Annotated in this window: 13 protein-coding genes; 5 read left to right on the top strand and 8 right to left on the bottom strand. The window is 43.0% G+C overall.

Annotated features, from left to right (window positions below; all coding sequences use genetic code 11):
* Nucleotides 1–576 precede the first annotated feature (576 nt).
* Both perR and DUK53_RS16155 read right to left on the bottom strand, forming a co-directional pair.
* Nucleotides 577–1,023, bottom strand: a complete 447-nt coding sequence (gene perR / locus DUK53_RS16160; protein ID WP_036092133.1) for a peroxide-responsive transcriptional repressor PerR — start codon at nucleotides 1,021–1,023, stop codon at nucleotides 577–579.
* 98 nt (nucleotides 1,024–1,121) lie between these two features.
* Nucleotides 1,122–2,075, bottom strand: a complete 954-nt coding sequence (locus DUK53_RS16155) for a D-2-hydroxyacid dehydrogenase (protein WP_236637318.1) — start codon at nucleotides 2,073–2,075, stop codon at nucleotides 1,122–1,124.
* A gap of 142 nt (nucleotides 2,076–2,217) precedes the next feature.
* Between DUK53_RS16155 and DUK53_RS16150 the strand changes: the two genes are divergently transcribed.
* Both DUK53_RS16150 and DUK53_RS16145 read left to right on the top strand, forming a co-directional pair.
* A complete protein-coding gene (locus tag DUK53_RS16150; RefSeq protein ID WP_036092128.1) occupies nucleotides 2,218–3,510 on the top strand; it encodes a glutamate-1-semialdehyde 2,1-aminomutase in 1,293 nt (430 codons plus the stop codon).
* 66 nt (nucleotides 3,511–3,576) lie between these two features.
* On the top strand, nucleotides 3,577–4,662 hold the full coding sequence (locus tag DUK53_RS16145) for an aromatic acid exporter family protein (protein WP_036092127.1): 1,086 nt from the start codon (nucleotides 3,577–3,579) through the stop codon (nucleotides 4,660–4,662).
* Between the two features lie 21 nt (nucleotides 4,663–4,683).
* Here DUK53_RS16145 and DUK53_RS16140 read toward each other — a convergent pair whose 3' ends face one another.
* Nucleotides 4,684–5,055 carry a winged helix-turn-helix transcriptional regulator gene (locus DUK53_RS16140; protein ID WP_036092124.1) on the bottom strand — a complete coding sequence of 124 codons (372 nt, stop codon included), beginning with the start codon at nucleotides 5,053–5,055 and terminating at the stop codon, nucleotides 4,684–4,686.
* 119 nt (nucleotides 5,056–5,174) lie between these two features.
* Here DUK53_RS16140 and DUK53_RS16135 point away from each other — a divergent pair, with 119 nt between their 5' ends.
* Nucleotides 5,175–5,843 carry an NAD(P)H-dependent oxidoreductase gene (locus DUK53_RS16135; protein ID WP_036092121.1) on the top strand — a complete coding sequence of 223 codons (669 nt, stop codon included), beginning with the start codon at nucleotides 5,175–5,177 and terminating at the stop codon, nucleotides 5,841–5,843.
* Between the two features lie 64 nt (nucleotides 5,844–5,907).
* On the opposite strand, the gene ntdP is transcribed toward DUK53_RS16135, so the two are convergent.
* From ntdP to mutY, 3 genes are all read right to left on the bottom strand, one after another.
* Nucleotides 5,908–6,435, bottom strand: coding sequence for a nucleoside tri-diphosphate phosphatase (gene ntdP / locus DUK53_RS16130; protein WP_036062731.1), 528 nt, complete (start codon nucleotides 6,433–6,435; stop codon nucleotides 5,908–5,910).
* A gap of 378 nt (nucleotides 6,436–6,813) precedes the next feature.
* Nucleotides 6,814–7,560 (bottom strand): enoyl-[acyl-carrier-protein] reductase FabL, encoded by a 747-nt coding sequence (gene fabL / locus DUK53_RS16125; RefSeq protein ID WP_036092120.1) that lies wholly within the window; start codon nucleotides 7,558–7,560, stop codon nucleotides 6,814–6,816.
* The gene (gene mutY, locus DUK53_RS16120; protein WP_036092117.1) at nucleotides 7,557–8,636 is read right to left on the bottom strand and encodes an A/G-specific adenine glycosylase; all 1,080 of its coding nucleotides are present in this window, start codon (nucleotides 8,634–8,636) and stop codon (nucleotides 7,557–7,559) included. Before mutY ends, fabL begins: the two co-directional genes overlap by 4 nt.
* A 231-nt stretch (nucleotides 8,637–8,867) precedes the next feature.
* Here mutY and DUK53_RS16115 point away from each other — a divergent pair, with 231 nt between their 5' ends.
* Entirely contained in the window at nucleotides 8,868–9,848 is a 981-nt protein-coding gene (locus DUK53_RS16115) for a metal-dependent hydrolase (protein ID WP_036092114.1), read from the top strand.
* 47 nt (nucleotides 9,849–9,895) lie between these two features.
* On the opposite strand, the gene DUK53_RS16110 is transcribed toward DUK53_RS16115, so the two are convergent.
* Together DUK53_RS16110 and recX are read right to left on the bottom strand one after the other, a co-directional pair.
* On the bottom strand, nucleotides 9,896–10,123 hold the full coding sequence (locus tag DUK53_RS16110) for a YfhJ family protein (protein WP_036092111.1): 228 nt from the start codon (nucleotides 10,121–10,123) through the stop codon (nucleotides 9,896–9,898).
* Entirely contained in the window at nucleotides 10,123–10,935 is an 813-nt protein-coding gene (recX, locus tag DUK53_RS16105; RefSeq protein WP_036092108.1) for a recombination regulator RecX, read from the bottom strand. Before recX ends, DUK53_RS16110 begins: the two co-directional genes overlap by 1 nt.
* Nucleotides 10,936–11,058: 123 nt before the next feature.
* On the opposite strand from recX, the gene DUK53_RS16100 reads away from it, so the two are divergent.
* Entirely contained in the window at nucleotides 11,059–11,955 is an 897-nt protein-coding gene (locus DUK53_RS16100) for a TIGR01777 family oxidoreductase (RefSeq protein WP_036092104.1), read from the top strand.
* Nucleotides 11,956–11,990 lie beyond the last annotated feature (35 nt).

Genomic DNA, 11,990 nt, shown 5'->3' with positions numbered 1-11,990 from the left:
CCTGAGCCAGGATCAAACTCTCTTTAAAATAAAGATGAATCTGAATACTTATTCAACACCGTGAATAAGATCCTTGCGTCAAATTGACTTCGCTAGCAAATTACTTTACTAGTATTACTTTTGGAAATAGCTTTCTATTTCCGCCCTGCGATTCTTACCTAGAAACATCACTGTCTCTATTGGTTTTATCTTTGTTTCTGTTCAGTTTTCAAAGGTCATTTTCGCGTTGCTATCACTTACGTTGTTTTGTTTTTTGCGACTTTTAAATCATACCATTCTAGCACCTATCTGTCAACAACTTTGTATAATTTATTTTGTGTTATTTTTCTGTGTAAAAGCGTTGGTTAGTAGCGCCGAGAACTAATATATCAATTAATCAGGATAATGTCAACCAAGTTATGCATAATATTTTCTTTTTTTTTCGGACTGTACTCTAATTCCACCAAAATGTATGCGTTAAACATTGCTATGTAGCCATTTGTTGATTTTGATTTTTTTTGCATAAATATAATAGTTTTTATGCAAAATAAGAAAAAAAACCATCAAATCGGGTGAAGTGATGGTTTTCTGGATGTGTTATATTTTTTTTGATTGGCATTCTGGGCATGTTCCGTAGACTTCCAATCGGTGTTTGTTTACTTCATATCCTGTGACACTGGCTGCAAAATGTTCTACTTCGTCTAAACCGGGATAATGAAAATCTACTATCTTACCGCATTCATTGCAGATTGCGTGGTAATGTTCGGATGTAGAAAAATCAAAACGGCTGGATGAATCGCCATATGGTAATTCTTTAATTAGTCCTGCTTCTCGGAATACGCGTAGATTATTGTAGACTGTAGCTACACTCATATTGGGGAAGTTCCCTTCAAGCGCTCTGTAAATCTCGTCAGCGGTAGGATGGGTATCGGCATTAATTAAGAATTCAAGTATAGCATGACGTTGAGGAGTTATTCTGACTCCAGTTTTTTTCAAGACATCTATTGCTTCTCGTAAATGAGAATGAGAATTAGACACCGTCATGCACTCCTTTCTCGCTTAATTTAAATAGATTGTACATATACCCTATTCTACCTAACTTTGGCGGGTTCTGTCAACATTGGGATGCCTGACCATTTCTCTTAGTAGCCTCTATTCAAATTAATCGTGTTTAATAATGGTTCTTCTTTTTGAAATCTTGCAACATTTTCGAGCCAGATGTCGAAGCTTCTATATAGGTATTTGGGTGAGTGGGCGGAGACGTGTGGTGTGACGGTAACATTCGGGAAGTTCCAGAGAGCGTGATTTTTTGGTAATGGCTCGATTGGGCTAACGTCTAAGTAAAGATGCGCGATTGTTTTATTTGTCGCTATGTCTAATAGGATTTCTTCTGATACTGCGGAGCCTCGACCGATATTGATGAATACGGCGCTGTTTTTCATGGCTTCAAAATGTGCTTTTTTGTAGAGTGATCTGGTTGCGTTCGTTTCTGGTAAAACAGATACGATGAAGTCGCCTTCTGGTAGGACGGTTTGCATTTCTTCTATAGAGACTGCTTTATCGAATGGTGCTAAAGTATTTCCGGTTGTGTTGACGCCGATTGTCCTCATTTGGAAGGCTTTGGCGAATTGGGCGATTTGACTTCCTATCGCTCCTGTTCCGGCGATGATGATTGTTTTTTCTGCTAGCTCGCCTATTTTTGAATCGCGTTCCCAGCTGTTTAGCGTTTGTTTTGTTGCAAAATTGGCTAACCGCTTCACGTAGGAAAGCATGTAAGCTATTGTGAACTCTGCCATTGGGATGGCGTGGATTCCTCGGACGTTGGTGACTAGGATTGATTTTTCTTGGAGTTTGGCGTGAGGGAGTTCTTCAATTCCTGCGGAGAAAATCATGAGCCAGCGTAGCGCTTTTGCGTCTTCAATGATGGATTCTGTGATATCTGAACCGTAAGACACGATGCAGTCTACCGTATGTATCTCTTGATAGGATGCTAAATTTTCTATGTATTCGTATGTGTGGTCGGGGAATTGTTCTTGTTGCTTTGCTTTGAGGTCATCTGGAATTGGCATGGTGAATAGTATTTTCAACAGGATCACTTCACTTTCTGCGTGTTATTTACTTTTATTCTAGACTCTTTTTGCTCGGGTTACAATGAACTTGCTTCTATTCATTGCAGTCTGGCGCTATTTCAACTAAAATGGGAAGGGAAGAAACATTAATGAAGGAGATGTATCAAAAATGAACCATTCTGAGTCGGAAAAGTTACATACGGAGGCGCTCGAGCATATTGTTGGCGGGGTGAATAGTCCGTCGCGTTCTTATAAAGGTGTTGGTGGTGGGATTCCCGTGACGATGGAACGTGCGAATGGCGCTTATTTCTGGGATGTCGATGGTAATAAGTATATCGATTATTTGGCGGCTTATGGACCAATTATTACTGGACATGCGCACCCTCATATTACAAAAGCGATCACGCATGCGGCTGAAACGGGTGTTTTATACGGGACTCCGACGCGACATGAGGTTACTTTCGCAAAAATGTTGAAGGAAGCAATTCCCTCTTTGGAAAAAGTACGGTTTACGAATTCTGGGACGGAAGCGGTTATGACGACGATTCGTGTGGCGCGTGCGTATACTGGGCGTGATAAAATTATTAAATTTGCTGGCTCGTATCATGGTCATTTTGATTTGGTACTTGTGGAAGCGGGTTCTGGTCCTTCAACGCTTGGCACGCCTGACTCTGCTGGTGTCACGACGGCTACTGCGGAGGAAGTGATTACGGTTCCTTTCAACGATATTGCTAGTTTCAAAGAGGCGATTCGTATTTGGGGCGATCAGGTTGCTGCGGTTTTAGTGGAGCCGATTATTGGTAATTTCGGGATTGTTGGGCCTGTTGATGGCTTTTTGGAAACGGTGAACGAGCTGACGCATGAGGCTGGAGCGCTCGTTATTTACGATGAGGTCATTACCGCGTTTCGATTTATGTATGGTGGCGCGCAAAATCTACTAGGTGTGACGCCGGATTTGACAGCTCTTGGGAAAATTATCGGTGGTGGCTTGCCAATTGGCGCGTACGGTGGACGTGTTGATATCATGGAAAAAGTTGCTCCGCTCGGCCCCGCGTATCAAGCTGGTACAATGGCTGGAAACCCTGCGTCGATTCAGTCTGGGATTGCTTGTCTGGAAGTTTTGCAAGAGCCCGGGATTTATGATAGGTTTGAAAAATTCGGTGTTCGCCTGAAAAACGGGATTTTGAATGCGGCTGCTAGACACGGGATTTCGGTGACGATTAATCAGATTAAAGGGGCTTTGACGGTTTACTTTACGGATCAGGAAATCGTGACTTATGAGGATGCGCAAGGTACGAATGGCGAGCAGTTTGGTCAATTTTTCAAGTTGATGGTCGAGGAAGGCATTATGTTGGCTCCTTCTAAATATGAGGCTTGGTTCATTACGACGGCGCACACGCACACGGATATTGAAGATACGCTTGCAGCTGTGGACCGCGTTTTCGCTAAAATGGCGCTTTAATTGGTTTGTAAAGCAAGCTTAACGGTTATAATAGGAGAAATAGAGTACAGAAAGGAATAACCAGCGATGAAATTCGGGGCTAGGATTATAAAAACAGGAATTGCGATAAGTTTAGCACTTTTTATTGCCGAGCTTTGTCACTCCCCTTCTCCTTCTTTAGCAGGGATTTCGGCAATTTTTGCAGTACAACCATCGATTTATCGGTCTTATTTAGAAATTTTACAGCGGGCGCAAGGGAATGTGATTGGTGCGGCCATCGCGATTGGCTTTGGGCTTTATATCGGGAATGATTTCATATTGATTGGGATTGCGTCGATTCTTTGTGTGGCGCTGTTGATTCAATTCAAGCTTGAAAAAACGATCGGTTTGGCGCTCGTGACGCTCGTTATCGTGATGGATTCGCCGACCAGCGACTTTTTAATGATTGCACTGACGCGATTTGGTACGATTATGCTTGGGCTTGTCGCAGCGTTTATCGTGAACTTGATTTTCTTGCCGCCAAAATATGAGGTGACTTTATTCCAGTTTATTTATAGTACAAATGATGAGATTATGCGCTGGATTAAGTTGAATTTACGTCATGCGGCAGATTTTCCGCTCCTCAAAAAAGACATGAAGTGGATGCAAAAACAGATTACGCAAATGAGTAGTTATTATGAATTGTATCGCGAGGAACGGACGTTTTTGCGGCGAACGAACATTTCTAAGTCGCGAAAAATTGCGGTCTACCGGCAAATGATCCTTTGTTCTCAAAAGGGCTACGAGTTGCTACGAATTTTGCATCGCTATGAAAACGACTTTTTGCAGTTGCCGCCTGATAAACAGGAATTGATTCGGATGCAAATTGATTATTTGACGGACACGCATGAGCAGTTGTTGTTGACGTATATCGACAAGGTTTCGGTGGATTTGAACTATGCGGAGAAGCATTTTTCGCAGGATCCGGCAGACTTGATGCGGCTATTTTTGAATGAGATGAAGGAGATTGATAAGGAGGACGACGATGAGGGTATCGATCAATATCACTTGATGCGGATTATCGCGTGTGTCTTTGCTTACCAGGAAACGATCGATTACTTGGAAAAATTGATTCATAGCTTCAAATTGCGGCATGATGAGGAAAATAAGATTGATATTGATGTGCATGAATAACAGGAAAAACCGAGTTGGCGTTTATAGCTGACTCGGTTCTTTTGTATGTTCGGTGAACGTGCGGTTACTGATAATTGTTTGCTTGTTCGTGTCTCCCCAATCGCACATGGCTCGGACTAGCGGGAGGAGTGACTCGCCTACTTCGGTTAAGCTATATTCTACTTTCGGCGGGATTTGGTGGTATATTTCACGGTGAACGATGCCGTCTTCTTCTAATTCGCGTAATTGCAATGTTAGCATTCGCTGTGTTATTTCGGGCATGAGACGGCGGAATTCATTGAAGCGAATCGTTTTGTCCATGAGTCGATATAGGATTTGTAATTTCCATTTGCCGCCGATAACCGAAGATGTGACATCAGCGCCACATGAGAAATCGATTTTACGTTTTTGCATAGTTCCCCTCCTCTTTACAGTATACAAAATGTACCTACCTAACAAAAATGTGCATACTATCTTTTTTTATTTTACTTGATATACTAGGAAAGTCAAACAAATTAGGAGGGATTTTTCAGATGTCAAAAAAACAAGAAATTTTAGATGCTTTCCATTATCGCTTTGCTTGTAAGGAATTTGATACAACGAAAAAAATGAGTGACGAGGATTTTCAGTTTATTTTAGAAACGGCGCGGTTATCGCCTTCATCTTTTGGTTTTGAGCCTTGGAAATTGCTTGTTGTGGAGAATAAGGAGTTGCGTGAAGCGTTGATGCCACTTTCTTGGGGTGCGCAGACGCAATTGCCGACCGCGGATAAATTCGTGATTTTGCTGGCGCGTACGAAAGAGGCTTTGGCGCCGGAATCGGAATATATTCAGAACCATCTGCGAAATGTCGCTCAAATGCCGGACGAGGTGGTTGCTGTTTACACGAATCACTTTAAAAATTTCTTGGCGCATGATTTTGACTTGCTCGCGGACGATCGACTGGTTTTTGAGTGGGCTAGCCGACAAGCGTATTTGGCGATGGCGAACATGATGACGAGTGCGGCTGCGATTGGGATTGATTCTTGTCCGATTGAGGGATTTGATAAAAATGCGGTGGAGAAACTGTTGATTGAGAAGCAGTTGGTTGATCCGAATGAGTTTGGTGTTTCTGCGATGCTCGCGTTTGGATATCGTGCAGCTGCACCGAACCGTGAGAAAACGCGTCAATCGCTAGACGCACATGTTGAAACAGTATATTAAACGACAAAACACGCAAAACAAGATTCCGGTGATGGAAGCTTGTTTTGCGTGTTTTTACTACAATTTAGCGATATTCTTTGTACTTTTCATACCAAATGTCGATGTAATCTTTTGAAAACGGACCTTTTTTGTCCAGAATCCAGTGCGAAAGGACATCTACATTGTGCCTCAGTATACGGTCGATGGAGTCTGGATATTTCATTTGTCGTCTATGTTGCTCGTATTCGCCTTCATCTAACAAGTGGAAGCGACCATCTGGAAATACCTTGATATCCAAATCGTAATCGATATACTTCACCGCTTCCTCGTCCGATGCAAAAGGCGTGCCTAGGTTACAATAATGATAAATCCCGTCTTCTCGAATCATTGAAATCACGTTAAACCAGTATTCACTGTGAAAATAGCAAATGGCAGGCTCGCGAGTTACCCACTTTCGGCCATCCGATTCTACCACTAAGGTATGATCATTCCCACCGATAATAACGTTTTCCGTCGATTTCAAAACAACCGTTTTTTTCCAAGTACGATGAAGTGAGCCGTCGTGTTTGTAGCTTTTGATTTGAATTATTTCTTTCTCTTTAGGTAAGTACATCCAATATCCTACTTTCTCCATGTACTATCGATCTAACATCCTTTTCCATTATACCACGCAATCCGTTGCAAAAAAACTGAAAAGACACGAAAAGCGGAAAGAGCCCGTTTAGCCTCGACAGAAATTGTTAGGGGGCGTAGTGAAAATCCTCTTTTGATTTTTACGGAGGCCACGAAATTTCCGAGAGGCTGGCTCTTGAAGCTGGATCGCGAAATGATGATACGTCAACACCAAAAGCACCCACGCTCCCATGATTGCCGGACTCGAATAACCACATAACTCAATAGAATTGCCAAACAACTACATTTGATTTCCCTTCCTTAAGCATACAAGCCAAAACACGCACACCTCTGATTTATGAATTCCCTGATATTCTCGTTATACCAACAACGTCCTTCCGCCATCCACAATAATCGTCTGACCGCGAATCATATCGGCTTGATCGCTCACTAAAAACGATACTACTTTCACCAAATCTCCGGCCTCAACCATGCGCCCAGCTGGAGTTTTGGCAATAGCGTCTGCTAGTAATTCTTCGCGATTTGGGAAATGATCTAGCGCTTCTGTCTCGATTAGCCCACCAGAAACGGCATTGACCGAAATTCCGAGTGGTGCTAATTCGACCGCTAAATAGCGTGTCAGCGATTCTACCGCGGCTTTTGAAACGCCAACCGTTGTATAATTCTCTAAATAGCGGATGGCACCGACTGAGCTGAGACTCACAATTTTTCCGCCACCTGTTTTTTGCATACGTTTCGCGGCTTCTTGACTTGCAAAAAGAAGCGCCTTTGCATTAATATCCATCGTCCAATCCCAATGTGACTCGTTTAGCTCCATAATCGGTCGTAAAACACCACTTGCGGCATTGTTGACCAGCACATCGAGACGCCCAAATGCTTCATCAATTTCTGCAAACATGCCTTTTAGTTTCTCGATATCGCCAACGTTAGCGCGGACGAGAATCGCTTTTTGTCCTAGTGCCTCGACTTCTTCCGCAACTTCTTGGGCTTTGCTACGACTTCTGGCAAAATTAATCGCGATATCATATCCTTGTTTCGCAAGCTCGAGCGCGATTTCCCGCCCGATTCCACGACTACTTCCTGTTACTAATGCTACTTTATTCATTGTACTGTTTCCCCCTTTAGAAATGCTTGCCACATTTTTTGATATGGAACTGGAAAAGCTAGGTGCTCCATCTCGGCTTTTGTGACGGTTTTTAATTTTAAATCTGAGGTTTGTAGGTGAATCGCTTGCGCTACGAACACGTCTACTTCCCAGACTAAATGCGAAAATATATGTTTTACGTGTGTGATTGGTTCGGCTTCTACTTCAAGCTCGATGCCATATTGTTGTAAAAAGGCTAGCTTCATCGCCTCATGGTTTTCCGTTAGTTCCACGGTCGGAAATTGCCATAAGTTAGCGAGTAAGCCTGTTTCTGGCCGCTGTTCAATGATGTACTGATCCTCTCCTACCCGAATGATGACGCTTGATAGGAATACCTTCTTCACTTTTGTTTTCTTGATTTTGACTGGATAGGCTTCTTCTTTCCCAACTTTATGCGCTTCGCAAAATTCCTGCAGCGGGCAAATGAGGCACATCGGTTTTTTCGGTGTACAGACAAGCGCGCCGATTTCCATTAACGCTTGATTAAATTCGCCCGGTTTTTCTGGATCAATGAGCGGGTATAGTGCCGCTTCGAACTTTTTCCGTGTTTTCTGCTTCATAATGTCATCATCGATTTCCAAAATGCGCGATATCACACGCATGACGTTCCCATCAACGGCTGGTTCTGGTTTCTCATAAGCAATGCTAAGCACGGCGCCAGCGGTATATGGGCCGACACCTTTTAGCGCGAGAATTCCGTCCAAATCACTTGGTACAACGCCATCCATCTCGGTCACCACGGTTTTCATCGCCGCTTGTAGATTACGGACGCGTGAATAATACCCCAGACCTTCCCATGCTTTTAAAATGCGTTCTTCCGGCGCTTCTGCAAAGTCTTTCATCGTTGGGAACCAGGTCATGAATCGCTCGAAATATGGCATAACTGTGTCAACTTTTGTTTGCTGCAACATAATTTCAGAGACCCAAATTCGGTAAGGCTCTGTATTTTCACGCCACGGCAAAATTCTTTTGTTCGCTTCGTACCAGTCAATCAAGGCTGATCTGAAAGCAATTATTTTTTCCTTATTCCATTCCATCTTGTATTTACTCCTCGTTTTGTGCGTATATTCTCATGGTTTTCTAATGCATGTTTTCGGGTATTCTGTAGTATAATATAAGTATGAAAAAACTTCCGATACTTGATTTTAAGCAACGTTATCATTATACAGAATCAAGATGCGATTGGACAGCCAATTGCCTTCACGGAAAGTTTTTATAAGATGCAAACATTGATTTTTAGGATTGCTCTTAGAAGAGGAGGAAGTCTCTTGGACACTGGCACACATGTTGTTATGGGAATTGCACTCGGCGCTGTAGCTACGGCGATCGACCCTGCTATTGTAGGGAGTTCCGCTGCCATTGGTATCATGACAGCCACTATTATTGGATCACAAATACCGGACATTGATACTGTTCTTAAACTTAAAAATAACGCGGATTATATTCGTAACCATCGTGGAATTACGCATTCGCTTCCGGGTCTCGCAATCTGGCCGCTCTTGCTTTCTGCTATTCTTGCTTTTATTTTTCCAGCCGCACCGTTCTGGCATCTCTTGCTATGGACCTTCGTCGCGGTCGGGCTGCATATATTTGTCGACATTTTCAACGCGTATGGAACACAGGCGTTGAGGCCATTTAAAGATACGTGGGTCGCCTTTGGGTTTATCAATACCTTTGATATCTTTATTTTCGGCTCTCACGTTGTAGCTATCGTTATTTGGCTACTTGGAGCTCCTGCTTTACCAACGTTCTTCACGTTATACGCGATTTTGGCGCTTTATTATGTAGCAAGATTCATCACGCAGAAAGTTATTACCCACGCGGTCAAAAATATGATTCCAGACTCGGAGGAAATTATTGTAGCCTCTACGATTCGTTTCTTCCAATGGCGTGTTGCGGTAACAACGAAGGATCACTACTATGTCGGACGAGCTTTTAAACGTACCATTTCGATTTATGAGAAATTTGATCGTTTACCAGTTCCCGATAACGATATTATCCACGCAGCGATGAAAGATAAGAACTTGACGGCATTTGTATCCTTTTCCAAAGTGTATAATTGGCGTATCGAGGAAAAAATGGATGGCACGTATGTTACCTACACCGATTTAAGATACCGTAGTAACGGGCACTATCCATTCGTCGCCGTAGTCAAACTAGATGATGATTTGCAAATTATATCATCTTATACTGGCTGGATTTTCAGCGACGAAAAACTTCACAAGAAACTACACCCTGTAACAGACTAAGATTTGAAAAAAGGCCTTCTCGCATGAAAATCGAGAAGGCCTTTTACTTACCGTTCTTTACGTTCTACCAAATGTAGCGATGCGCCGTGTTGTTTGATTTGTTTGGATACATAGTCATACGTATATTCATTGCCACGGTATGGATAGCCGGCCTTCGCATAGCTCGCTTCAAAATCGGTCCATAGCATCTCGACCCACCATAAAGCTTCGTCTTCGGAAAAGTTTGGATTGATTGCTAGTAGTTCTAGCTTTAATTTCTCGAAAAATGGTTGCATTAATCTTGCTCCTCTTCAAAATCTAATTCGTGTTCACGCATATAATCTTGAATGGTATCATAGGAAAACCCTTTTTGCAATAGGGATGTAATTGTTTTTTGTCGGCATTTCGCTGGACCTAGGCGCCGATTTCGTTGTAGTAGCTTGTTTAATTGCTCGCCTAATACGTCTTGTTCTTGCTCTTCTGAAAAATCTTCGAGTGCAATGGCGCTTGCTTCTTTGGCCAAATCGGTCGTATAGCCTTTTTGGATAAGCTCGGTGATTAGTTTTTGTTGTAGTTGACGTTTGGCTGACTTACGGCTACGATTAACGATTTTGGCTGCTAGTTTGACGGCGTTTTCTAATTGGGTGTCGTCTTTAAAATCTGCGAGTGCTTCTTCAATGTATTCGCGGGTGATGCCTTTGGTTACGAGTTCGCGCTCAATTTGACGAGGCCCTTTTGAAGTTGTGTTTACTTGGGTGCGAACGTAAAGGTGCGCGAACTCCAAATCATTGATGTATTTCATTTCTGCGAGACGTTTGATGACCAGACTGATTTCATCGGGTTCCATCTCCGCTTTTGCCAAGTGGGTACGGATTTCCTTTTCGGAGCGCACACGATGGGCTAAATATTGGATTGCTTTGTTCAAACCACGGCGGATCGCGTCCTCTTCTTGAATTTCAGCTAGATCTTCTTCCGTTAGTTCGCGGTCTTTAAAAAGTTGGTACTTCGTAAGCACGACCTCATCGACACTGAATAAATATTTTCCGGCAACAAAGATGTTATACCGCTCTTTATTTTTTTGTTGTTGCGAAATAGATGTTATTTTCATCGTTATCGCCTCCTCTTCTCTACTCTATCATACGCAAAAAATCGTTTTAAAGCTATCTTAAAGGGAAAAGTAATAGAAAAGCAGCGTGATGACAGACGCTGACATGTTAGGAGTGATTGACATATGAATATTTTAATGACTGGTGGTACTGGTTTTATTGGGCATCATCTCGTTCCTGCGCTTGTGAATAAGGGGCATGTTGTGTATATTTTGACACGGCGGGATAACGAGGTCGATTCAGAAAATGTGCGTTATATAAAATGGTTGGATGGCGCTCTGCCGGATTTGGCGGGTGTGTCTATTGATATATGCATTAATCTGGCTGGCGCGGGTATTGCGGATAAGCGATGGACGGCGGATCGGAAACGGTTGATTTTGGACAGTCGTGTAGATGCGACGACGGAACTTGTGCGGATTATTCATGATTTGAATCCAAAGCCTCGGTTGTTGATTAACGCGAGTGCGATTGGCGTATATCCTACATCACAAACGACTTTCTTTCTGGATACGGAGGAACATGTCGCGGCTGATAATTTTCTTGCGGAGACGGTTATTTCTTGGGAAAAAGCTGCTCGGGCGTCAGGTATTCGGACGGTGTTTACGCGGTTTGGTTTGATTTTGGGTAAGGATGGCGGATCGCTGCCGCTACTCACGAAACAGTTCGCTTTTTTGATCGGTGGACCGCTTGGCGAGGGAAATCAGTGGTATTCATGGATTCATATTGATGATGTCGTCGCGGCAATTTTGTGTATCATGGATTCTGAGAAATTCGACGGTGCGGTAAATGTGACGGCGCCTCATCCTGTACAACAAAAGAAGTTTGCCGAATTGCTTGGTCAGGCGATGAAACGGCCTGCAAAAGTCGCAACGCCTGCCTCGATGATTCGCTTGGCAATGGGCGAACGAGCACTGCTTATTTTGGAAGGACAACGTGTGTATCCACAAAAACTTCTCAATCAAAATTTCACGTTTCAATTCCCTCAAATCGAGGAAGCATTGGCTGATTTAGTGCAAGAATAGAAAAACAAGGCGTTAGGAGATTTTTTGCTATCTCG

Source organism: Listeria sp. SHR_NRA_18, from assembly GCF_003856515.1.
Lineage (GTDB): Bacteria > Bacillota > Bacilli > Lactobacillales > Listeriaceae > Listeria_A > Listeria_A newyorkensis.
This window is presented reverse-complemented; position numbering and strand designations above follow the sequence as displayed.

What these genes read in the sequence shown, in the direction of transcription:
- DUK53_RS16100 (WP_036092104.1), top strand. Translation starts at nt 11,059, where the DNA reads ATGAATATTTTAATGACTGGTGGTACTGGTTTTATTGGGCATCATCTC.
- mutY (WP_036092117.1), bottom strand. Translation starts at nt 8,636, where the DNA reads ATGGAATGGAATAAGGAAAAAATAATTGCTTTCAGATCAGCCTTGATT.
- DUK53_RS16150 (WP_036092128.1), top strand. Translation starts at nt 2,218, where the DNA reads ATGAACCATTCTGAGTCGGAAAAGTTACATACGGAGGCGCTCGAGCAT.
- fabL (WP_036092120.1), bottom strand. Translation starts at nt 7,560, where the DNA reads ATGAATAAAGTAGCATTAGTAACAGGAAGTAGTCGTGGAATCGGGCGG.
- DUK53_RS16110 (WP_036092111.1), bottom strand. Translation starts at nt 10,123, where the DNA reads ATGCAACCATTTTTCGAGAAATTAAAGCTAGAACTACTAGCAATCAAT.
- ntdP (WP_036062731.1), bottom strand. Translation starts at nt 6,435, where the DNA reads ATGTACTTACCTAAAGAGAAAGAAATAATTCAAATCAAAAGCTACAAA.
- DUK53_RS16145 (WP_036092127.1), top strand. Translation starts at nt 3,577, where the DNA reads ATGAAATTCGGGGCTAGGATTATAAAAACAGGAATTGCGATAAGTTTA.
- DUK53_RS16135 (WP_036092121.1), top strand. Translation starts at nt 5,175, where the DNA reads ATGTCAAAAAAACAAGAAATTTTAGATGCTTTCCATTATCGCTTTGCT.
- perR (WP_036092133.1), bottom strand. Translation starts at nt 1,023, where the DNA reads ATGACGGTGTCTAATTCTCATTCTCATTTACGAGAAGCAATAGATGTC.
- DUK53_RS16140 (WP_036092124.1), bottom strand. Translation starts at nt 5,055, where the DNA reads ATGCAAAAACGTAAAATCGATTTCTCATGTGGCGCTGATGTCACATCT.
- recX (WP_036092108.1), bottom strand. Translation starts at nt 10,935, where the DNA reads ATGAAAATAACATCTATTTCGCAACAACAAAAAAATAAAGAGCGGTAT.